The sequence below is a fragment of the Nocardia sp. Tas62D01 genome, from assembly GCF_055232035.1.
This window is the reverse complement of record NZ_JBUYUZ010000001.1, coordinates 5825056-5847458: the sequence shown is the minus strand read 5'-3', so window position 1 is coordinate 5847458 and position 22403 is coordinate 5825056. Positions and strand designations below refer to the sequence as shown.

16 protein-coding genes and 4 pseudogenes are annotated in these 22403 nt (G+C 64.9%); 9 read left to right on the top strand and 11 right to left on the bottom strand.

Features of this window, described 5'->3' with window-relative positions:
• Positions 1 to 157: 157 nt before the first annotated feature.
• Positions 158 to 910, top strand: coding sequence for a GntR family transcriptional regulator (locus tag ACV7NQ_RS27750; protein WP_463362303.1), 753 nt, complete (start codon positions 158 to 160; stop codon positions 908 to 910).
• 515 nt (positions 911 to 1425) lie between these two features.
• Positions 1426 to 2409: pseudogene (istA, locus tag ACV7NQ_RS27745) on the top strand (IS21 family transposase); the annotation flags it as partial.
• A 263-nt stretch (positions 2410 to 2672) separates the two neighbouring features.
• Here the strand turns inward: istA and ACV7NQ_RS27740 are convergent.
• From ACV7NQ_RS27740 to ACV7NQ_RS27715, 6 genes and pseudogenes are all read right to left on the bottom strand, one after another.
• Positions 2673 to 4052, bottom strand: coding sequence for an OFA family MFS transporter (locus ACV7NQ_RS27740; protein WP_463362302.1), 1380 nt, complete (start codon positions 4050 to 4052; stop codon positions 2673 to 2675).
• Between the two features lie 435 nt (positions 4053 to 4487).
• Positions 4488 to 4754, bottom strand: a pseudogene (locus ACV7NQ_RS27735) (hypothetical protein); the annotation flags it as partial.
• 441 nt (positions 4755 to 5195) lie between these two features.
• Positions 5196 to 6425 (bottom strand): formyl-CoA transferase, encoded by a 1230-nt coding sequence (gene frc, locus ACV7NQ_RS27730; RefSeq protein WP_463362301.1) that lies wholly within the window; start codon positions 6423 to 6425, stop codon positions 5196 to 5198.
• A gap of 128 nt (positions 6426 to 6553) precedes the next feature.
• The gene (gene fdhD, locus ACV7NQ_RS27725; RefSeq protein WP_463362300.1) at positions 6554 to 7411 is read right to left on the bottom strand and encodes a formate dehydrogenase accessory sulfurtransferase FdhD; all 858 of its coding nucleotides are present in this window, start codon (positions 7409 to 7411) and stop codon (positions 6554 to 6556) included.
• 79 nt (positions 7412 to 7490) lie between these two features.
• Positions 7491 to 7622: pseudogene (locus ACV7NQ_RS27720) on the bottom strand (pyruvate kinase); the annotation flags it as partial.
• The gene (locus tag ACV7NQ_RS27715) at positions 7619 to 8617 is read right to left on the bottom strand and encodes a 2-dehydropantoate 2-reductase (RefSeq protein ID WP_463362299.1); all 999 of its coding nucleotides are present in this window, start codon (positions 8615 to 8617) and stop codon (positions 7619 to 7621) included. The gene ACV7NQ_RS27715 and the pseudogene ACV7NQ_RS27720, both read right to left, overlap by 4 nt.
• Positions 8618 to 8871: 254 nt before the next feature.
• Between ACV7NQ_RS27715 and ACV7NQ_RS27710 the strand changes: the two genes are divergently transcribed.
• The 3 genes from ACV7NQ_RS27710 to ACV7NQ_RS27700 are packed head-to-tail and all read left to right on the top strand — an operon-like array spanning position 8872 to position 11680.
• Positions 8872 to 9963 carry a Re/Si-specific NAD(P)(+) transhydrogenase subunit alpha gene (locus ACV7NQ_RS27710; RefSeq protein WP_463362298.1) on the top strand — a complete coding sequence of 364 codons (1092 nt, stop codon included), beginning with the start codon at positions 8872 to 8874 and terminating at the stop codon, positions 9961 to 9963.
• Positions 9960 to 10295 carry an NAD(P) transhydrogenase subunit alpha part 2 gene (locus ACV7NQ_RS27705; protein ID WP_463362297.1) on the top strand — a complete coding sequence of 112 codons (336 nt, stop codon included), beginning with the start codon at positions 9960 to 9962 and terminating at the stop codon, positions 10293 to 10295. Before ACV7NQ_RS27710 ends, ACV7NQ_RS27705 begins: the two co-directional genes overlap by 4 nt.
• A complete protein-coding gene (locus tag ACV7NQ_RS27700; protein WP_463362296.1) occupies positions 10292 to 11680 on the top strand; it encodes an NAD(P)(+) transhydrogenase (Re/Si-specific) subunit beta in 1389 nt (462 codons plus the stop codon). Before ACV7NQ_RS27705 ends, ACV7NQ_RS27700 begins: the two co-directional genes overlap by 4 nt.
• A 52-nt stretch (positions 11681 to 11732) precedes the next feature.
• Here ACV7NQ_RS27700 and ACV7NQ_RS27695 read toward each other — a convergent pair whose 3' ends face one another.
• Positions 11733 to 12182, bottom strand: coding sequence for a PAS domain-containing protein (locus tag ACV7NQ_RS27695; RefSeq protein ID WP_463362295.1), 450 nt, complete (start codon positions 12180 to 12182; stop codon positions 11733 to 11735).
• 57 nt (positions 12183 to 12239) lie between these two features.
• On the opposite strand from ACV7NQ_RS27695, the gene ACV7NQ_RS27690 reads away from it, so the two are divergent.
• The 3 genes from ACV7NQ_RS27690 (at position 12240) to frc (ACV7NQ_RS27680) (ending at position 16346) form a co-directional block, all read left to right on the top strand.
• Entirely contained in the window at positions 12240 to 13187 is a 948-nt protein-coding gene (locus ACV7NQ_RS27690) for a LysR family transcriptional regulator (RefSeq protein ID WP_463362294.1), read from the top strand.
• Between the two features lie 107 nt (positions 13188 to 13294).
• Positions 13295 to 15028: an oxalyl-CoA decarboxylase gene (gene oxc / locus ACV7NQ_RS27685; protein WP_463362293.1), complete on the top strand. Its 1734-nt coding sequence runs from the start codon at positions 13295 to 13297 to the stop codon at positions 15026 to 15028.
• A 61-nt stretch (positions 15029 to 15089) separates the two neighbouring features.
• Positions 15090 to 16346 carry a formyl-CoA transferase gene (gene frc, locus ACV7NQ_RS27680; RefSeq protein ID WP_463362292.1) on the top strand — a complete coding sequence of 419 codons (1257 nt, stop codon included), beginning with the start codon at positions 15090 to 15092 and terminating at the stop codon, positions 16344 to 16346.
• Positions 16347 to 16769: 423 nt separating this feature from the next.
• Here frc (ACV7NQ_RS27680) and ACV7NQ_RS27675 read toward each other — a convergent pair.
• Positions 16770 to 17336, bottom strand: a pseudogene (locus ACV7NQ_RS27675) (radical SAM protein); the annotation flags it as partial.
• A 138-nt stretch (positions 17337 to 17474) separates the two neighbouring features.
• Between ACV7NQ_RS27675 and ACV7NQ_RS27670 the strand changes: the two are divergent.
• A complete protein-coding gene (locus tag ACV7NQ_RS27670; protein WP_463362291.1) occupies positions 17475 to 18887 on the top strand; it encodes an ATP-binding protein in 1413 nt (470 codons plus the stop codon).
• Positions 18888 to 18999: 112 nt separating this feature from the next.
• Here ACV7NQ_RS27670 and ACV7NQ_RS27665 read toward each other — a convergent pair whose 3' ends face one another.
• From ACV7NQ_RS27665 to rlmN, 3 genes are all read right to left on the bottom strand, one after another.
• Entirely contained in the window at positions 19000 to 19299 is a 300-nt protein-coding gene (locus ACV7NQ_RS27665; RefSeq protein ID WP_463365840.1) for an AAA domain-containing protein, read from the bottom strand.
• Positions 19300 to 19474: 175 nt separating this feature from the next.
• Positions 19475 to 20371 carry an AAA domain-containing protein gene (locus ACV7NQ_RS27660; protein ID WP_463362290.1) on the bottom strand — a complete coding sequence of 299 codons (897 nt, stop codon included), beginning with the start codon at positions 20369 to 20371 and terminating at the stop codon, positions 19475 to 19477.
• Positions 20372 to 21114: 743 nt separating this feature from the next.
• Complete coding sequence (gene rlmN / locus ACV7NQ_RS27655) at positions 21115 to 22233, bottom strand: dual-specificity RNA methyltransferase RlmN (RefSeq protein WP_463362289.1); 1119 nt, start codon at positions 22231 to 22233, stop codon at positions 21115 to 21117.
• Between the last annotated feature and the right edge of the window lie 170 nt (positions 22234 to 22403).

Here is a 22403-nt window from a genome sequence, read left to right as displayed (position 1 = left end):
CGAAACGATGGATACGCCAGCGGCTTGACACAGAGAGAGATACGCCACATCACCCACTACGCAGATTGCATACGAAAAACGATATGCTCATACCGGGGGCAACCGCTACTCCCACAGGTCTCCGTTCCCAGCGCAGCAACTACTACGAGGTGAACAAGTGATCAACAGGACCGTGCAGCCGTCGACCAGCTCTTCGGGCAATCCGCGAAGAGTGCTGGCCGCGGCGTCCGCACGCCGCTTGACGCGTCCCGCTCCGCTCCGCGAAGGCGTCTACGAGACGTTGCTCGACCTGATCATCAGCGGATCCCTCCCTCCGGGACAGCACCTGATCGAGGGCGAACTCGCCGAAGCCCTCGGCGTCAGCAGGCAGCCCATCCGCGAGGCCCTCCAGCGCCTGCAGACCGACGGCTGGGTCGACCTCCGGCCCGCCCAGGGCGCCTTCGTCCACCAACCGACGCTCGAGGATGCCTGCCAACTGCTGCAGGTGCGTTCGGTACTCGAGACCTATTCCGCACGACTGGCCGCCGAGCACACGACACCGGAACACGTCGAACAGCTGAATGTGTTGCAGCAGGAGGGAATCGACGCGCTTTCCGCCGACGACGCGAAGCGCCTTGTTGCCGCGAACACCGCGCTACACAGCTACATCACCGGGATGTCCAGCAATACGGTGCTGCAGGAACTGATCTCTCAGGTGGAGCGGCGCGTCCGCTGGTACTACACCCCGATCGCCCGGCCCCGAGGCAAGGATGCGTGGACCGAGCACACCCAGCTCATTCAAGCCATCGCGGATGGGGACGCCGAACGAGCGAGCGAGATCATGCGCCGTCACACCGAACGGACCACCGAGTTCTACCGTGAGCAGATTGATTCGGCGGCCACCGGAGACGAGCGCTCCGATTCGGCATGACGGGCATCAGGGTCGGGTGGCCCGAGGGGATTGCACCCTCGGCGCTCCCGCAGATCCCGGCGTGAAAGTCTCCCTTCACCGGGCTCCTGCCGTCTTGATCATCAGCGGATGGGCCACCCAACGCCAGTGGGCGGTACTCGGTGGTGGTGCGTTCCCAGTACTCTCGGGCTTTGCGGCGTGGCCGTAACCGTTTGAACTTCTTGCGGATCCACCGCACCAGGTAAGTGTTGATGCGGGCCAGAAGGTTGGACAACGCCGACGGATAGAACTTCCCGGTTGAGTCGGGCCGGGGCGCGGTGCCGGCCTTGCGGTCAGCCCGTTTCCCCGACCCGCTCGCCGCACCCGGCGTGCGGCTCTCACCGCACCGGGCGCTCCACGTGTCTTACCCGTTGGTCAGCTGCCGGTGACGGCTGCTGCCTCTCTGGTGGTCCATGGGGTCGGAATGTTCCGACCGCGGTAACGGTAGCGGGTCACTTCGACGCTGGCCGCGCCGGTGAAAACGACCCCGTTGCAGGCGAATCTCCACCCCCCGTTTGGGTATGTGGTGGAACCCGGCCACCGGCTGGCGGGTCGCGGTCGAGGCGTTCGTGATGGTGCTGCCCTGCTCACGACACATGTTCGTGCGCCCGGTCATCAAGACCGATCAAACGGCGTGGTGCGCGGCGCATGTGGCGGCGTTCGAGTTCTTCGGCGGCGTCCCCGCGCGCCTGGTGCCCGACAACCTGAAGACCGGTGTCGACAAACCCGACCTGTATGACCCGAAGATCAACAAGGCATACGCCGAACTCGCCGCGCATTACGCGACGCTGGTCGACCCGGCGCGGGCACGGAAACCAAAGGACAAGCCCCGAGTCGAAAGGCAGATGCCATATATCCGCGATTCATTCTGGGCGGGAAGGGAATTCGACTCGGTCGAGCAGATGCAGGACGACGCGATCCGGTGGTGTCTCGAGGTCGCCGGGACACGACACAGTCGGGCGCTGGACGGCGAGGCGCCGGTCGCGGTTTTCGCCGCGATCGAACAATCCGAGCTGATTCCGTTGCCACGCACACCGTTCCAGCTGGCGGTGTGGTCGACCGGAAAGGTCGGCACCGACTGCCAAGATCGCCAAAGCGCTCTACTCGGTGCCGTGGCGGCTGATCGGGCAACAGGTCCACGCCCGCACCTGCGGCGATCTGATGCAGATCGTGCACGAGGGCACCGTCGTGGCCACCCACGTGCTGCGCCTGTCCGGCCGCGGCACCGACTTCGAGCACAGAACGCCGGAGAAGATCGCCTTCCACATGCGCAATCCCACCTGGTGCCGACGCGTCGCCGCCGAGGTCGGCCCGTCCTGCGCCGAGGTGATCGCCGGGTTCATGGAGGTCAACGCGATCGCCCGCCTGCGCAGCGCGCAAGGCGTGCTCGCGCTGCGCCGCGACGTCGGTGACACCCGCCTGGAAGCCGCCTGCGCCCGCGCGCTGACCGTCGGCGACCCCAGAGCTACCGCACCATACAGATCGCGGCCACCCTGTCGCGGCCAACGCCGCTCTGCACGTCTACGTGGTCCTCATGTCCGGCAACACCGTCCTGGCCGATCTCATCGCGTCGGTCGACCGTCGGGTGCGGTGGTGTTCCCTGCCCATCGCGGCGGACCCGCGGGAAGGGCTCGTGGGACGAGCACGCCGAACTCATCAATGCACTCGCCCGCCGGAACGCTCGGCGTGCCGGCGGCCTGATGCGCCGGCACGCCGAGCGCACCAGGAAGAACCACGAACGACGTCAGGAGACGGACGAGGGGGTGGCCTCCTGGGCTAACCCCTCGGCGGCCGCAGTCCCGCGGCGGCCCGGCTGCCGGAAAAGGCCCGCGATCCCGGCTGAGACCAGAGCGCTCGCCGCGGCGAGCCAGTAGGCGCCGGTGTAGCCCCACGCGTCGATGACGCTCGCACCGACGCCGATTCCCACGATCGACCCGAGCAGCTTGGAGCTGTAGATGAGGCCATAGTTGCTGGCGTTGTTGTTCTCACCGAAGTAGTCCGGGGTGATGGACGCGAACAACGGGTAGAAGGCGCCGCCGCCGAATCCCACCAGGAAGGCGAAGATGAGGAACCCGATTTCGCTCTTGCCCTCACCGGCGTAGAGCAGGCCTACCAGTGACAGGGCCGATACCAGCAGCACGATGAGCAGGGTCTGCTTGCGTCCGAACCGGTCGGATAGGGCACCGGTCACCGTGCGACCGGTGCCATTGACGATCGACAGCACACCGGCGGACGACGCCGCGATCAACGGGCCGAAACCGAGTTCCTTGGCGAAGGGAACCATGTAGCTGATGCCGAAGAGCGAGACTCCGGCGCTGAGTCCCAGCGACAGCCACATGAGTGGCAGCATGCCGGTCTTGATGGCCGCCAGTGGCGTGTACTGCCGGACTGCGGGCGGGTTCTTCCGCAGGCTCTCCGCGCCTTTCTCGCTGCTCGCCCACTGCGCAGGGTCGATCTCTGCCGGCCACCAGTTCTTGGGCGGGTCAACAAAAAATATTCCGCACACGGCGCAGACCACCAGCATGTACACGCCGACCGAGTCGAGGACCCAGACATAGGTGTTCGGATGCAGGACGTAGCTGAAGATGAAGATGAATGGCACTGCGCCGTAGGCGAATCCGCCGTTGACGAACCCCGTCTTGGCGCCTCGCCGCTCCGGGTACCACTTACCAACGATGTTGATGCACGTCGCGTAAATCAGGCCTGCGCCGATGCCTCCGCATGCGGAGAAGCCGAGGTAGGCGATGACCAGGCTGCCCTGGGTGATGCTGAAGAAGCCGACCGCCGACAGGACCGCGCCGACCAGCATGGCTACCCTGGCCGAGACGATCCCCTTCTCGCGGAGCTTTCCAGCGGGAAAGGCGACGAGTGCCTGGAAGAAGGCCCAGATGGAAAGCAACCAGAACGTCTGGGACAGGCTCCAGCCGTGCGCCTCCCGTAGGGACTTCGTGGCGGAGCCGTAGCCGTACTCGAAGACACTGACCGCCATCATGGCGGCCCACGGCAGCCACACCATCCACGCTCTTGAACGCCCCAGGATGTCCCGGTCGGTCTCCCCGATCCGGTACACCCTGCCGTTGCTGTCTACTACTTCTCGAAATCTCGGCTGCGCTGCCGCGTTCATCCTGCTCACATCTCCTAACGGTTCCCCTGTAACCCGCAAAGGACGTCGTCGCTAACCGGGCAGGGAAGTCGCCAGGCGCGCCGAAGTACAGGGAAACCAAGTGGGCCAAGGGTCGCGGGATTCGCGATTCCACGACCGGGGCTTACTTGTTGTGAACCCCCTCACTTCCGCTTTCGGTAGTGATCGGGGTCACGAGAGAAACGTATACTACATACAATCAATAATGCAAGATTTAACGATCTTAATTTCCCGGATCTGCAAGCGGCTGAACGGTGTTGGTGCCACGACATGTCCTGTGAGCGCAGCGGTATCGAACGCGGTTTCGGCAAGCACTCCGCGACATCCTCGATCTGCGGGACTCGTTCGCGGTGGCTGTCCGCTCGCCTGGTATCGCGGCTGCCGGGACTAGCTGCCCTGTTGCCTGGTGTAGCCGAGACCCGCCGGGCGGTTCACGAAATCGGACATGGTGGTGCCCGCGGTGCTCGTCGCCAGGATGGCGGTCCAGTACAGCGCCGGGTGAAACCGGTCGACTCTCCGCTGGGTGACCCAGGCTCATCACGAAGAGTCCGATGTACAGCGGCGAGCTCGCGGCGTAGCCGATGTTCAGGGTCTGCGCCAGCAGGTCACCGCCGCTCTCGCCGAGGGTGTCGCGGCGATCTTCATAACCCAGAACAGCAGCGTGACCTGCGGTAATTTCTGCATTGTCCGGGATGTTGGCGGGGCACTTGCGTTGGTGGCCTCGGGATCCTCGCCTAAGGTCTGCCTCATGTTCGGCACGCCGGACGGCCTGGCCGAGGCGTCCTGAAGATTTGCTGAAGTGCGCGTTACCCGGCAGCGACGGGTTTTAGCACAGGACTGTGGCGTAACGGTTTCGGCGGCGCAACGCGAGCACACCGCCATGCACGCCGACGACCTCTACGAACTCATCAGCGACCGCGCCGTCAACGGCAAACCACTCATCCTCACCAGAAATCGAGCCCCCAAAGACTGCTACAACCTGTTCCCCAAGCCCGTCCACTCCGCGGCTGGGTTGCCGGTGCTCGACAACCCAGCTCGCCGAACCATCACGCGCCGCAATCTGAAGAGGATCGTAGACTGTATACACTCAATTTTCCAGGAATGCAGATTTTTATCCGTCCTACGTCAAATCGCGCCGGCGCCGCGGAGTCGCTCGATCTCCTGCGGGGCGTACCCGAGTGCATCGAGCACCTCGTCGGTGTGCTCGCCGAGCAGCGGCGGACGCCGCACCGCGACCGGTGAATCCGACAGCCGCAGCGGGCAGCCGACGGTCTTGAAGCTGCCGCGCTCGGGATGATCGACCTCGATCACCGTGCCGAGTTCCGCCAAGGTGGTGTCCTCGATGAGCTCCTTGGTCGACAGCACCGGGCCGCAGGGGATGCCGTTGGCGTTGAGTCGCTCCAGCACCTCCCACTTGGTCAGCCCGCTGGTCCATTCCTCGATGAGCTCGAAGACCTTGTCCAGTCGGGGCAGCCGGGCCTCGGGGTTGGCCCATTCGGGATCCTCGGCAAGCTCCGGACGACCGATCAGCTCGGTGATCGGCTTCCAGCCGACGGGCTGGACAATGATGTAGACGTAGTCGTTGGGCCCACCTGGCGCGCACTTGACGGCCCAGCCGGGCTGGCCGCCACCGGAGGCGTTGCCCGAGCGCGGCACCTCCTCACCGAATATCTGGTTCGGGTATTCGGCGAGCGGGCCGTGCGCCAGCCGCTGCTGGTCACGCAGCTTGACCCGGCAGAGATTGAGGACGGCGTCCTGCATGGCGACATTGACGCGTTGACCGCGGCCGGTGTGGGTGCGCTGATAGAGGGCGGCGAGAATACCTGCGACGAGATGGATCCCGGTGCCGGAGTCTCCGATCTGCGCCCCGGTCGCGAGGGGCGGCCCGTCCGCGAAACCGGTGGTGCTCATCGCGCCCCCCATTGCCTGCGCCACAACCTCGTAGGCCTTGTAGTCCGCGTACCGACCCGGACCGAACCCCTTGACGGAGGCGTAGATCAGCCGCTCATTGTGCTCCTGCAGCTGCTCCCAGGTGAATCCGAAGCGGTCCATCACGCCGGGGCCGAAGTTCTCAACGAGGATGTCGCTGTCGCGGACCAGCCGAGCGAACACCTCCCTGCCCTCGTCCGTCTTCATGTTCAAGGTTATGCTGCGCTTGTTGCAGTTGAGCATCGTGAAATACAGGCTGTCCGCATCGGGCAGATCACGCAGCTGCTGCCGGGTGACATCGCCACGGCCCGGGACTTCCACCTTGACGACGTCCGCGCCGAGCCAACCTAGGATCTGTGTGGCAGAGGGACCCGACTGGACATGTGTCATATCGAGAACCCGGACTCCCGCGAGTGCGCTGCTCATCGTTTCTTACCTTTCGCCGCGTGGCGCCGTCCCGACCCAGTCGAATCGGCACCACGTATATTCCATATTGTATGCATTGCTGCGAGGAAATTCCGCCCGCGGATCGACAGGCGATCTGGGCGAACCGCTCAGATGTTCACGGCGCGGCTCGCGATGGTCTCGGTCATGCCCAGTCGCTCACCGCGTGAATAGACGTTCATGGACGTCCCCCGGACGAATCCGACCAACGTCAATCCCATCTCCCTGGCCAGGTCCACGGCCAGCGACGAGGGCGCCGACACCGCCGCAAGCAGCGGGATGCCCACCATCACCGCCTTCTGCACCAGTTCGAACGACGCCCGCCCGCTGACCATGAGGGCGGTGCCGGTCAACGGCACACGATCCGTGTCGAGCGCCCACCCGACGACCTTGTCGACCGCGTTGTGCCTGCCGACGTCCTCACGGATGCACAACAGCGCACCGTCGGCCGCAAACAGCCCCGCCGCATGCAACCCGCCGGTGCGATCGAAGACCCGTTGTGCCAGTCGCAGCGTGGCAGGCAGCCCGCTGATGAATTCCGGGGTCACCAGCAGCGGATCCTCGTCGACCGACCATCGACTGGTGGCGCGCACCGCATCGAGACTGGCCTTGCCACACAGACCACACGACGAGGTGGTGTAGAAGTTCCGTTCCACCGATGGATCGGGAGCGGCGACACCCGGAGCGAGCGTCACGTCGACCACGCTGAAGGTGTTGCCGCCGTCCGTGGTCGCGCCTGCGCAGTACCGGATCGCCGCGATTTCGGAGCCCTTCCCGACGACGCCCTCGCTGACGAGAAAGCCGCGTGCGAGGTCGAAGTCGTTCCCGGGCGTTCGCATGGTCACCGCCAGCGGTCGCCCGCCGACCCGAATCTCCAAGGGCTCCTCGGTCGCCAGCGTGTCCGGCCGGGTTGTCAGACTGCCGTCGGTCAGGCGCAGGATGCGGTATCTGCTGGTTATCCGTCCCATATGAAGTCCTCTTCCGGTGTCGGGTCTGCTGCGGCGATGTGCCGAGTCACCGTGCGGCGACCACCCTCCGACGGGCGAGGTGGTCGTCGCGCGTGCCGTGACTGAAATTCAGCCGCGCCACATCCATTCCGGCGTCCACGAGTTCCGCGAGTTGCGCTGCGGTGTCGGTGACAGGTCCCAGTGTGCAAATGATCTTGGTGCGCCGGTTCACAATGGTCCGCCCTGCTCGTTGGTTCTCGGGAGGCCATCGGGGGCGAGCAGGTCGATCGCCGCGTGGATGGTGCGCACGGTCGGGGCGGGTGCGCCGGTGATATCCGCCATCTCCACCACCGCCGCCAAGATGGCGTCGAGTTCCAGTCGCTTGCCCGCCTCGAGGTCCTGCAGCATGGAGGTCTTGTGGTGACCAACGTTCTCCGCACCGCGTAGCCGCTTCTCGATCGAAATGTCCGGTGTGCAACCGACTCTGGCGGCGATGTCGAGGATCTCCCCCATCATCTGCTCCACCAAGTGCCGGGTGCCCGGGTGGCGACAGATCTCGACCATGGTCGCTCTGGTGAGCGCGCTGAGCGGGTTGAACGCGGCATTGCCCATCAGCTTGATCCAGATGTCATTGCGGAGGTCGGCCTCCACCGGGGACTTCAACCCGCCGGCAATCATGGCCTCGCTCAACGCCTTACAGCGCTCGGACAGCTCCCCCGACGGCTCACCGATGGAGAAGCGGGTGCCCTCGAGGTGCCGGATCACGCCGGGCTCCTCGATGACGGTGGCCGGATACACCACACACCCGATGGCTCGCTGCGGCGGCAGCACGGCGCTGGTGGCACCGCCGGGGTCAACGGCCTCGATCCGGCGTCCCCGGTAGGGTCCCGGCAGTTCGTGGAAGTACCACCAGGGAATCCCGTTCTGTGCCGCCACCACCGCCGTGTGCTCGCCGAGCAGCGGTTCCACCAGCGGGCCGCAGGACGGATAGCTGTGCGCCTTGAGCCCGAGGAAAACGTAGTCCACGGCTCCGATCTCCTCCGGGTTATCGGTGGCATGTGGCGTTGCCACGAAATCGCCGCGCGGACTGAGTACCCGGATGCCGCGTTCCCGCATCGCGTGTAGATGCGCGCCGCGTGCGATCAGATGAACTTCGGCACCACCACGGTGCAACGCGGCACCCCAGTAAGCGCCGATTGCTCCAGCGCCGACAACTGCGATCCTCAATGCTGCCCCTTTCGTCATTGCATACAATATACACATAGCAGCCAGCCTGTTTCGGATTTGGCGGAATTCATGGCAAGCTGTCGGATATTGCATACAGTATTCAGTAGACCCACACGTTGGCCGCCTCGGGTATCGACGCCCGACCGCTGAGCGGCACAGTCTCGAGTCCCGTCGGGTCGTCCCATCCACCGGCCGCCCGACGGCGCTGCGGCCGGACGAACGCCGGCCAATCCCACTCGAATCAGGAGAGGAATATGACACTGATCGGAGTCCCCCGAGAGACCGCGGCGGGTGAGCGTCGCGTCGCGTTGGTACCCAAGGTGGTCGAGCGGCTATGCGCCACAGGCCTTTCCATCGTGGTCGAGGCAGGGGCCGGTGCCGCGGCGCTGATCCCCGACCAGCAGTACGAAGAGGCCGGAGCCACCCTCGGCGATCCCTGGCCGAGCGATGTCGTCGTCAAGGTGAACCCACCGACGGACGACGAGATCGACAGAATGCGGCCGGGCGCGAGCGTGATCGGATTCCTGGACTCACGCACCCGCCCCGAAATCGCGGCACGACTGCGGCTGGCCGGCATCACCGGCTTCGCGATGGAGGCCGTGCCGCGAATCTCCCGCGCGCAAGCCATGGATGCGCTCTCCTCACAGGCCAATATCGCCGGCTACCGGGCAGCGCTGCATGCCGCCGACTGCGCGACCCGCTTCTTCCCCATGTTCACCACGGCCGCTGGCACGGTGAAGCCGGCGGCCGTGCTCGTGCTCGGCGTCGGCGTCGCGGGATTGCAGGCGCTGGCCACCGCCAAGCGGCTCGGCGCGCGCACGACCGGCTTCGATGTTCGGCCCGAGGTCGCCGAGCAGGTGCGGTCGCTGGGCGCGCAGTGGCTGGAGCTGGGCGTGCGGGCCGGCGGCGACGGCGGCTACGCGCGCACCCTGACCGCCGCGGAACAGGAGGAGCAACAGCGGCGGCTGACCGACGCGATCTCCGGCTTCGATGTGGTGATCACGACCGCGCTGGTGCCGGGACGTCCGGCGCCGCGGCTGGTCACCGCCGAGGCCGTCCGCCGGATGCGGTCCGGCAGCGTCGTAGTCGATCTGGCTGGGGAGGCGGGCGGCAACTGTGAGCTCACCGTCCCCGGCGAGCGCGTGATACACCACGCCGTCACCATCACCGCGCCGCTGAACCTGCCTGCGACGATGCCCGAGCACGCCAGCGAAATGTACGCGCGCAACGTGGCGGCCCTACTCGAACTCATGCTGGCAGACGGCGCCATAGTGCCGGACTACTCGGACGAGATCATTGCCGACTGCTGCGTGACAACCAACCACAACCTGACGGAGGTCCGATGACCCTGCTGGCCAATGTGGCGATCGTGGTACTGGCCGGCTTCGTCGGCTTCGCGGTGATCTCCAAGGTGCCCAACACGCTGCACACCCCACTCATGTCCGGCACCAATGCCATCCACGGCATCGTGCTGCTGGCAGGCATGATCGTGCTCGGCCTGTCCGCGTCGGGCTTTGTCGACAAGCTACTGCTGGTGGTCGCGATCGCCTTCGGTGCGATCAACGTGGTCGGTGGGTTCCTCGTGACGGATCGGATGCTCGGCATGTTCAAGAAGACGCCGGAACGCCAGCGGGAAAAGACGCCGAGTGCAGACGAGATAAGGAATGGCCAATCATGAGTGAGCTGATCACTGTCCTCTACATCCTCGCGTTCGCACTGTTCATCTACGGCCTCATGGGCTTGACCGCACCCAGGACCGCGGTACGTGGCAATCTGATCGCTGGCGCCGGCATGGTGATCGCGATCGTTGCCACCTTGCTGACGCCCGGCATGTCGAACTGGCTGCTGATCGCGTTCGGCATGATCCTTGGCACCGTGGTCGGCGTGCCGACCGCGAAACGCGTCAAGATGACCGCGATACCGCAGACAGTCGCACTGTTCAACGGCGTGGGCGGCGGCGCGGTTGCCCTGGTGGCCTGGGTGGAGTTCCGCGACAGCCACGGCTACGCGACGGTGGCCGGCTATGTCGGTGTCACATCGTTGTTCGCGGCGATCGTCGGGTCGGTGTCGTTCTGGGGGTCGCTGATCGCATTCGGCAAGCTGCAGGAGTTGCTGCCGGGCAGGCCGCTCGGACTGGGCCGGGCGCAACAACCGCTCAACCTCGTCCTGCTGATCGCCGCCGTCGGGTGCGCGGTCGCCATCGGCCTCGGCAACGGATCCCAACTGCTGATCGTCGGCGTCCTGGTCTTCGCGGCCACGCTCGGGGTGATGGTGGTGCTGCCGATCGGCGGCGCCGATATGCCGGTGGTGATCTCGCTGCTCAACGCACTCACCGGATTGTCAGCCGCGGCAACGGGTTTGGCGTTGGAGAACACCGTGATGATCGTGGCGGGCATGATCGTCGGCGCCTCCGGCACCATCCTGACCAACCTGATGGCGACGGCGATGAACCGGTCGATCCCGGCCATCATCGCGGGTGGGTTCGGCGGGACGGCGGTGGCCACCGGCTCGGGTGGCGGCTCGGCCGATCAGACGATCAGGCAGACCAATTCGGCCGACGCGGCGATTCAACTCGTCTACGCCGAGCGGGTGGTGATCGTGCCCGGTTACGGCATGGCCGTCGCACAGGCCCAGCACGCCGTGCGCGAGATGACCGTCCTGCTCGAGGATCGCGGCGTGACGGTCCAACACGCCATTCATCCGGTGGCCGGGCGCATGCCCGGCCACATGAACGTGCTGCTCGCCGAAGCAGACGTGCCGTTCGAGCAGCTCAAGGAGATGGACGAGATCAACGGCGAGTTCAGCCGGACCGACGTGGCGCTGGTGATCGGCGCGAACGATGTCACCAACCCGGCGGCTCGCTCGAATCCGGCCTCCCCGATCTACGGCATGCCGATCCTCAATGTGGACCAAGCGAAATCCGTCATCGTGTTGAAGCGCTCGATGAATCCGGGATTCGCGGGAATCGAGAATGAGCTCTACTTCGATCCGCGGACCGCGATGCTGTTCGGCGACGCCAAAGCCGCCGTCGCCGAGATCACCCAGGAGCTGAAGGCGCTGTAGGTTGCTGTGCCGCGTGCGAACGGCCCCGCCTGTTCGCACGCGGCGGCGACCGTCAGCGCGTGGGCTGGGTCAGGCCCTGTTCGAGTTCGGCCAGTTTGGCGCGCAACGCCCGCTCGGCGTTACGACGGTCGCTCACCTCGCGGATGATCGCCGAGATTCCGATGATCCGATCGGCATCGTCGCGCAGCAAGGCCACGCTGAACTCGATCGACAGCCGACGGCCGTCCCGGTGCGTGGCAGGCACCTGCAACAGCGTGTCTCCATAGCGGGTGTGTCCAGTGGCCATCGTCTGCCGGTAGCCACGCCCGTGCCGCTCCCGTAACTTCTCCGGGATGATCAGGTCGAGACTGCGGCCGAGCGCCTCGGCCGCCGGGTACCCGAACATGCGTTCTGCGGCCCGATTCCACAGCCGAATGGCCCCCTCAGGATCGGTCACTACGATGGCCTCGGGCGCCTCACGTACGACCGCCCTGGCAACCCAGGTCTCGTCGACCTCACTCACAATGCTTCCCCTTTCACCAAGTAGCGTATATTGAATACAATAGACGAAGGAGGTGCTATGGAACTACGCCAGCTGGAGTACTTCGTCGCATTGGCCAGAGCGCAACACTTCGCACGCGCGGCCGAGGCCTGCTACGTGTCACAGCCCGCGCTCTCGACGGCGATCGCCAAACTGGAACGGGAACTCAACGTCACACTGATCAATCGCGGCCGGACCTTCGAGGGGCTCACCGCGGAAGGCGAACGGCTCTCCATCTCGGCCAACCGCATCCTCGCCGAACATGATGCGTTCAAAGACGAGGTGGCCGCGATGCGCTCCGGCATCACCGGCACGCTGCGGCTCGGGACCGGCCCCACCGTGTCGACGACGACCGCGCTTCCGGTGGCCGAATTCTGTGCCATGCACCCGCTGGCCAAGGTGCAGGTGTGCTCGCGACTGTCGTCCGCGGAATTACGCAGGCGGCTGCGCGGATTCGAGTTGGATGCCGCCATCGCGCACTTCGGTCCCGAGGACCACGAAGGTCTCGAGGTGGTGCCGCTGTACGAGGAACGGTACGTGCTGCTGGTGTCGGGCGAGCTGCTCGTGCCCGCGACCCGAGCCATCGCCTGGGCCGATGCGGGCCGGCTGCCGCTGGCGCTGCTCGCGCCGGAGATGAAGTTCCGCCAGTTCATCGATAAGGCGTTCGCGAGCAGCGGCGTCATGGCCGCCCCCCAGATCGAAACAGATTCCGTCGCTTCCCTTTACGCGCACGTGGCCACGGGGGCATGGGCGAGCGTCGTCCCGGATACCTGGCTACGCGTCATGCCGGTGCCCGAAGGGACGCGAGCCGTTCGCCTGATCGAGCCGGAGACCACGGCGCAGATTTCGGTAGCGATCCATGCGGGCACGCCCGGTTCGGTGGCCGCAAGGGCGTTCCTCAATGTGGCGGCGGGTCTGTCGCTGGACACCTTCTTCGCGCCGCGCGCCGGGATCTCGCGGTCGCCCGTTGATAAACCGCGTTTATGAACTGGTTGGCGAACGATCTTGGACGAGTCGATAGAAGACGTGAAAAGTAAAGAAAAGCAAAACAGCACAGGCAATTGATGGCAGAGCTGCCAGGGAGGAGCCCGACAATGACCGACGCTTCCAGTGAGGGGCCGGTGGCCGTCGGGGCGGCCGATCCGCACGCCCTCACCGACGGGATACACCTCGTCGTTGATGCGCTCTTGCGCAACGACATTCGGACCATATACGGCGTACCCGGCATCCCGATCACCGATGTAGCGCGCGTCGCACAGACATCGGGAATCCGTTTCGTCAGCTTTCGGCACGAGAGCGCGGCCGGGCACGCGGCGGCCGCCGCCGGGTTCCTGACGCAGCGGCCGGGCATCTGCCTGACGGTCTCGGCTCCCGGCTTCCTCAACGGACTGGTGGCGCTCGCCAACGCCACCACCAACTGTTTTCCGATGGTCCAGATCTCCGGGTCCAGCGAGCGCGACCTCGTCGATCTGCAGCGCGGCGATTACGAGGAGATGGACCAGCTGGCGGCGGCCAAGCCGTTCGTCAAGGCGGCCTACCGGGTGCACCGGGCCGAGGACATCGGTCGCGGCGTGGCCCGCGCGATCCGCAGCGCGATATCCGGCCGCCCCGGCGGGGTGTACCTCGACATCCCCGCCGCTGTACTCGGCGAAGTCATCGCTGCGGACAAGGGCGCGGCGTCGTTGTGGCGTCTGGTCGATCCGGCGCCTCGCCAACTGCCCGAGCCTGCGGCCGTCGACCGTGCGATCGACCTGCTCGCGGCCGCCGAACGGCCCTTGATCGTGCTCGGCAAGGGCGCTGCGTACGCCCGCGCGGACGAGCGGATCCGGGAGTTCATCGAGTCCACCGGCGTGCCGTATGTGCCCATGTCGATGGCGAAAGGTCTGCTGCCCGACGATCACCCGCAGTCGGCGGCCACCGCCCGGTCGCTCGCCCTGCGCGGGGCCGATGTCGTCATGCTCGTCGGTGCGCGGCTCAACTGGCTGCTCGGACACGGTGAGGCGCCGCAGTGGAACGCCGACGCCACATTCATCCAGATCGACATCGCGGCCAATGAAATGGACAGTAACCAACCTATCGCGGCGCCGCTGGTCGGCGATATCGGATCGGTGATGGACGCCCTCGTCGAGCGGAGCAAGCCCGGACAGATTACGGTCCCCGCACAGTGGCGAGAGGAGCTCTCCGCCCGCTCGATACAGAATGCCGCCAAAATGGCCGCCCGCTTGGCGGCGGCCGAGGCCGCGCAGCCGATGAAGTTCCTCGGCGCGTTGCAGGCTATACGCGATGTCCTGAAGGACAACCCTCAGGTCTATGTCGTCAACGAGGGTGCGAACGCACTCGACCTGGCGCGCAACACAATTGGCATGCAGGTTCCTCGGCACCGATTGGACTGCGGCACCTGGGGTGTCATGGGCATCGGTATGGGTTACGCGATTGCCGCCGCAGTCGAGACCGGCGACCCGGTCGTCGCCATCGAAGGCGACAGCGCGTTCGGGTTCAGCGGGATGGAGATCGAGACGATCTGCCGCTACCACCTGCCCATCGTCACCGTCATCCTCAACAACGGCGGCGTGTACCGCGGCGACGATCCCTCCCCCTCCAAGGATCCGGCACCGACCGCGCTGCGGGCGCGGCACGAGTTCTTGATCGCGGCATTCGGCGGAAAGGGTTACCGCGCAACGACTCCCAGTGAGGTCGCCACGGCGCTGCGGGAGGCTCTCGCCGCGCGGGTGCCCGCGCTGATCGACTGCGTGATCGATCCCGCGGACGGCACCGAGAGCGGCAATATCGCCCACCTCAATCCCAAGGGCATCACGGTCCAGCAGTGACCTGCCGCCCGACCGAACCACACGATTCGACAACACAGCAACCGATAGAAGAAAGGGCGTCATGACCGAACTGCCACTGTCCGGGATCAAAGTCATCGACTTCACCGGTGTCCAAGCCGGCCCGGCATGTACCCAACTACTCGCCTGGTTCGGAGCCGACGTACTCAAGGTCGAGCGCACCGCCGGCGGCGACGTGACACGTAATCAATTGCGCGACATCCCCGAACTCGACGCGCTTTATTTCACCATGTTGAACAGCAACAAGCGCTCACTGGCGATCAACACCAAAACTCCCGAGGGCCTGGAAGTCATGGAGAAACTGATCCGTGACTCCGACGTGCTCGTCGAGAATTTCGCCCCGGGCGCCATGGATCGCATGGGTCTGTCGTGGGACCAGATTCAGCAGTGGAACCCGCGACTGATCCTCGGCTCGGTCAAAGGTTTCAACGACGACTCGTCGTGGTCGGACCTCAAGGTCTACGAGAACGTGGCGCAGTGCGCCGGCGGTGGCGCCTCGACGACCGGTTTCTGGGACGGCCCGCCCACCGTCAGCGGCGCGGCGCTCGGTGACAGCAACACCGGCATGCATCTGCTGATCGGCATCTTGACCGCCATCATCGACCGTGGGAAGACCGGCAAGGGACAGAAGGTCGCGGTGTCGATGCAGGACGCTGTGCTCAACCTCTGCCGGGTCAAACTGCGCGACCAGCAGCGCCTCGACCGGATCGGCTATCTCGAGGAGTACCCGCAGTATCCGAACGGCGAGTTCACCGACGCGGTGCCCCGTGGTGGCAACGCGGGCGGCGGCGGCCAGCCGGGCTGGGTGCTCAAATGCAAGGGGTGGGAGACCGACCCCAACGCGTATATCTATTTCACGATCCAGGAGCAGAACTGGGCCCGTACAGCCGAGGTCATCGGCCGTCCCGAATGGGCAACCGACCCGGAGTACGCGACCGCCAGGGCCCGTCAATCGAAGATCTTCGACATTTTCGCCGAGATCGAGAAATGGCTGGCAGAAAAAACCAAGTACGAGGCTGTCGAAGTCCTGCGCCAATTCGAGGTGCCGTGCGCGCCCGTACTCAGCATGAAAGAACTCGCCGAAGACCCGGACCTCCGCAAGAGCGGAACCATCGTCGAGGTCGAACAGCAGGGCCGCGGGACATACCTGACCGTCGGGAGCCCGATCAAGTTCTCCGGCTTCAAACCCGACATCAAGGGGGCGCCGCTGCTGGGAGAGCACACCGACGAGGTCCTCGCCTCGCTCGGCTACGGTGCGGAGACCATCGCCTCGATGCGCGAAGGCCACGTCGTTTCCTGACCGAAACCCCGAGCGGATCGCCACCGCGCCGATCCGCCTACAACACGGGTGACCAGCATCAACCCTGCCCTGACGAACAAAAGGACAACCACCTCCGGGCCCGCGGAACCCGGCAGCCGACCCGCTGAACGATGCTTGAAGCGGCTCTGATATGTCGGCCGGTTTGTCAAGTGGCAGGTGAAAGCGGTCCCGGTAACGTCAGTTACCGGGACCGCTTTCGGTGTTGGTCGAGCGGTCCGCCTAGGGGGTTCGTGTCGTTGTTCGCGACGCGTGGTCAGACTGATATGCGCGGGTTGGTTACCGCAGGACGATCTGACGAGCCATCCATTTAGTTAGTTCTTCGTCGGGATCCGCTGAGGCGTCGCCTCACTGCAGACGTGCGGACTTTATCTGAGCCGCCAAGTCAGCGAGTTGCGCCTGTTCTCAGCCTTCCGCAGCCAACTGCCCGCAAGCCGCAGCGATCTCCTGACCACGAGTATCACGCACCGTACACGACACACCCTGCGCCTCGACCCGCCGAACAAACTCACGCTCAACAGGTTTCGGACTCGCATCCCACTTACTACCCGGCGTCGGATTCAACGGAATCAGATTCACATGCACCCGCGAACCCAGCGCCTTGTGCAACTTCGCCCCCAGCAGGTCCGCACGCCAAGGGTGATCATTCACATCACGAATCAGCGCGTACTCGATCGACACACGGCGCCCGGTCTTGTCAGCGTAATAACGTGCGGCATCCAGAACCTCGGCCACCGGCCAACGATTGTTCACCGGCACCAGAGTGTCACGCAACTCATCATCCGGAGTATGCAACGACACCGCCAATGTCACCGACAAACCCTCATCGGCAAGCTTACGAATCGCGGGAGCCAAACCGACCGTCGAAACGACTACGTTGCGCTGCGAAATACCAAACCCATCCGGCGACGGTGATGTAATACGACGAACCGCCGAAACTACGCGGCGGTAGTTCGCAAGAGGTTCGCCGATCACCACCCTTTTACAACACAGCGACCAGCCCTACGCGGACTCACCCCACTCAGACGCCCACCTACCAACAATGATACTATCGCATGCGATAGTATCATCTGCGAAAGTATCTGACCGTCGAGTGTAGGAGGGCACGACTTGGTCGACTTCATCGGACGACAACGTGAACTGAACGCACTCGGAGCCGCACTAGCCGGAGTGCAGGCGGAAATCGGAACGGCGCGGCCGGGACGCTGCCTGATCATGCGCGGGCGACGCAGGATCGGCAAATCTGCATTGGTAGAGGAGTTCGTGCATCAGAGCCTAGTGCCGAATGCCTTCTATACCAGCGAGATCGGCTTCGGCACCGATCCACTGGCTGAGTTCATCGACGCCGTGCGCGACTCCTCGCTGCCCGATGCAGGTATCTTCGCCGAAGCCCTACCCGGCAACTGGACAGCCGCGTTCCGCCAGCTCGCAAGCATCCTGCCCGAGGACCGGCCAAGTGTCGTGGTGCTCGATGAACTGCCCTACCTCATGGACCCCGCCGGAGCGTTCGAGAGTGTCTTGCAGCGAGCGTGGGACCGCGAGCTATCACGCAAACCGGTATTGCTGATCCTCATCGGTTCCGACCTCGCCATGATGCACGCACTCACATCATACGGCCGCCCATTTCACCAGCGCGGCACCGAAATGCGGCTCGGCCCCCTGAACCCGGCCGACGTTGCCACGATGACCGGCCTGGATTCCGCGTCGGCATTCGACGCAACACTGGTGACGGGAGGGCTTCCTATCATCTGCGCGCGCTGGCGCCCGGACGAGGATATGCCCGCATTCCTTACCCGAGAATTGGCAGATCCGGTGAGCCCACTGGTCGTCTCGGCTCAACTGTCGCTCGCCGCCGAGTTCCCGGATCAAACCCAGGCCCGCCAGGTCCTAGCCGCGATCGGCAGTGGCGAACGTACCTTCACCAATATCGCCCGGGCAGCTGGCGGAATCGCGCACTCCACCCTGTCACGCGCCACGGAACTACTAACCGAGAAGGGCATCGTCGCCGCGGAACTGCCGATCAGCCTCACACCGTCCAAGGAACGCCGGTACCGGATCACCGACCCATACCTACGCTTCTGGCTGACCTTCCTCGGCCCGCACCTCGCCGAATTGGACCGTATGCGCTCGGATCTCACACGCGAACGAATTCACCGTGGATGGACCAGCTGGCGCGGACGCGCCGTGGAACCGCTGGTCCGGGAATCACTGGCACGCTTGTTGCCCGCACAGGGCATTCCGGCCGTCCCCGCGATCGGCGGCTACTGGACCCGCAGCAACGACGTGGAAATCGACATCGTCGGCGCAGACCGCGAACCCATCGCGCACGAACTGGCCTTCCTCGGATCCATCAAATGGCTGGAAAACTCGCCCTTCGACAACCACGACCTGACCACACTCCAGCGCCACCGCCACCGAGTTACCGACGACCCGGTCCCTCTGATCGCCGTCACCCGGTCCGGAGCGACAACTGAACACCTCGACGCCGTATTTACCCCCGCGGACCTACTCGAAGGATGGTAGTCACCGAAGTAGCATTCGAGGCCTGTGCGGCGCCCACTGAAATGCCAGTGGTGATCGTGTAGCTGCTCGCAACACATTGACAGCCGTATCGCTGCTGGTCGGAAAATCTTGATCACTCGGGTGCGATCCACCCCGCAGGAGGCTCCGTGGATCCAAAGTCGGGATGGCCAGCCAGATCGGAGAAGTATCGATGTTTCGACCACGCCGCGCGGTTTCCGATCACGATAAGGCGCCGACGGGCACGGCTGACCGCGACATTGAGGAGGTTGGGGGACGCTGACGCCCAGTCGCGAGATCCGCGCTGTTTGTCCCTGGTCCCCAGGACGAGGATGACGGTGTCGGCTTCCTTGCCTTGGGTAGTGTGGACGGTCCCTACCCGGCTGTTGGGTAACCGACCCCTGGTGACCCTCAGTAGACCTGATTTGACCTCACGGATGGACTAATGACGAAAACGCCTCGAGCCATCCGAGAGCGCAGCTCAGCTTCCAGCGGATCGTCCTGCTCGGTGTCTTCCCGCTGCGTCGCCCAATCGGGCGGGACGTCGGCGGCGAGTTCCTCGCGGAGACGGCCGCGCAGCCGCGCCTCGATCAGGTCAAGTGACTTTGCCAGGACACGACCCTCCGCTGGGATCCACTTGTCCTGCGCCTCGGCAGATTGAACATCCATCCAGGCGTTCTTGGTGACGAGGGGATACGGGGCCCGTTTCCAGTGCCGAACACCATCATGCCGTCGTAGGCGACGGTGTTGCTGACCTCGAACATCGGGCCGTCGCATCGCCGATGAACTCGTAGCGGCGATCCTACCCAGACCGGTTCGCTGCCCTGGCTCGGCAACATAGTGCCGAAAATGGTGAGCCGATCTGCGAGGCATTGAACCGAGGTGCGGCCGGGGGCCCACTCGGTAGAGACCGAAAAGTGTCGACCGAGGCGTTGCTGGGCGGTCCACGGAAGAGTGACTACGGGCTCGAGCTGGAGCGGGTCACCGACCACCACGGCGCGACGTGCCCGCCAAATTGCTCCGACGACCTGCTGTGGCGCGGCTTGGCCGGCCTCATCTACGAACAGCCATCCCAATGATTCGACTTCCAGGCCGCGGAACATCCGACCGAGGGACGCGAAGGTCGTGGATACGACGGGCACGATGAGGAAAAGGAGCTGCCATACTGCCTGAATCTGGTGCGGCTTCATGTCTTTGGCAGGACCGCCGCTGATCACATCGATGGCCGAAAGCATGCTGGTGCGTATGAGCCTGGGCTCGGCAGCGAGCAGCGCCCGATGGAGGTCGAGGGCCGCCAGGAAGAGTTTGCTGCGTGCCGCGGCGTATTCCTCGTCCATCCATGGTGCCGATAGTTCCCGTGTCTCAGCAGCCGACCGATCGTCCGGGGCAGCGTCCCACTCGGCTCCGGGGACGGCGGATCCCCACTGGATGCGCGCCTGCTCCAGGGTCTGCAGGTCGGTGGCTCGATTGTTCTGCTCTTGTACCAACCGGCTGTGCGCCCGAGGCGTTCGGCCACCCAGCGGACCACCGCGGCGAGAGCGCGGATGTCCAGCGGCGTCGTGCCCAGCACCGGCGCAGCTGTCTCATCAGCATCTGCGGCCGGGGTCGTTCCCGAGATCTTGTCGACTACAGCCTGTTTGGCTTTGTCGACGGCGGCGGTAGCGGCCGCCTCGGCGGTTTTGTTGATAGCGCCCGCGACCACGGGGCCGAGAACAGGGCCGAGCGCTGTTGAGGCGGTTGTCGCAAGGGCTCCGATCCCGCCGGTGGCGGCACCCAGGACGATAATTGCTGTTCAACCCTTCTCGTGCAGTAAACCTGCGCCGACGAAGGACCGATTCCCAGTACCCACGTTACGAAGAGACCGCCCAACCGGTGACACTGCCCCTGTTAGCGGTTCCTTGATATGCCAGAAACCCTGCGACACCAATCTTTCACATCCCCACCTGACTGACCGCCAACCCTGCGCTGGGACCGTGGCCGAGGCCCCGGAATGCAGCAGACCGTCCGCCAGAACCGATCGATCGAAGGTCGCCGGCCTGGGTATGTGGGGGTTCGAATCAGGGTGTTCATGATTCGAGAAGGATGAAATCCACTACAGAGCAACCCCTTTCATGTCAATCTGCGTCCGTAGCTGGATTTGACCCGACGCAATCGCCTATCCATATAAAGCGGCGAACGTCGAATGGTCGATTGTGAACCAGAGTCGTGGTATTCGAGTAGCGGGGGGCAGCTACGAATCCCGGTCCTCCGCGGCCAGCTGCCCGCACGCAGCGGCGATTTCCTGACCACGGGTATCCCGCACGGTGCACGGCACACCCTGTGCCACCACCCGCCGAACGAACTCCCGCTCAACGGGTTTCGGGGAGGCATCCCACTTCGACCCCGGAGTCGGGTTCAGCGGGATCAGATTCACGTGCACTCGGGAGCCGAGGGCCTTGTGCAGCTTGGAGCCAAGCAGGTCCGCACGCCACGGATGATCGTTGATATCCCGAATCAACGCATACTCGATCGACACACGACGACCCGACTTATCCGCGTAATACCTTGCCGCATCAAGAACCTCGGCCACCGACCACCGACTGTTCACCGGCACCAACGTATCCCGCAGCTCATCATCCGGAGTGTGCAGCGACACAGCCAAAGTCACCGACAACCCCGTGTCGGCCAGCTTCCGGATCGCCGGCGCCAATCCCACCGTCGACACCACCACATTCCGCTGCGAAATTCCGAACCCATCCGGCGAGGGCGACGTAATCCGTTGCACCGCAGCAAGAACCCGCTTGAAGTTGGCCAATGGTTCGCCCATGCCCATGAACACGATGTTGGACAGGCGGCCCGGTCCGCCCGCGACATCGCCGTCGCGCATGGCCGCGGCCGCGGCGCGTACCTGGTCGACGATCTCGGCGGTGGACAGGTTGCGGTTCAGGCCGCCCTGGCCGGTCGCACAGAACGGGCACGCCATGCCACAGCCGGCCTGGCTGGAGATGCACAGCGTCGCACGATCCGGATAGCGCATGAGCACGCTCTCCAGCAGGGTGCCATCCCCCGCGCGCCACAGGGTCTTGCGCGTCTGGCCACCGTCGCACGCGACGTGCTTGACCACCGACATCAGCGGCGGGAACAGCGCCGCGCCGATCTTCTCGCGCACCGGGGCCGGCAGATCCGTCATCTGTTCCGGGTCGGCCTGCAGCCGCCCGTAATACTGCCTGGCGATCTGGTCCGCCCGGAACTTCGGTAGTCCCAGCTCCTCGATTGCCGCGCGACGCCCGTCGCCATCTAGGTCTGCGAGGTGCCGCGGCGGCATACCACGGCGCGGAGCATCGAAGACAAGCGGCAGGGAGACAGTCATAGTTTCTCCAGTGTCCCATCCCGCGTGGCCGCTGCCGCCCGAAGGTGACCATCACGACGCCCGACGCGACGAACGTCACGTTCACCCGACCAGTCGGCGGCGTTCGGCAGCCGCGGCGAGATGCGGTCCCCGTAGAAACGCGTGCGCGGACCATAGCCATCGGCAATGAT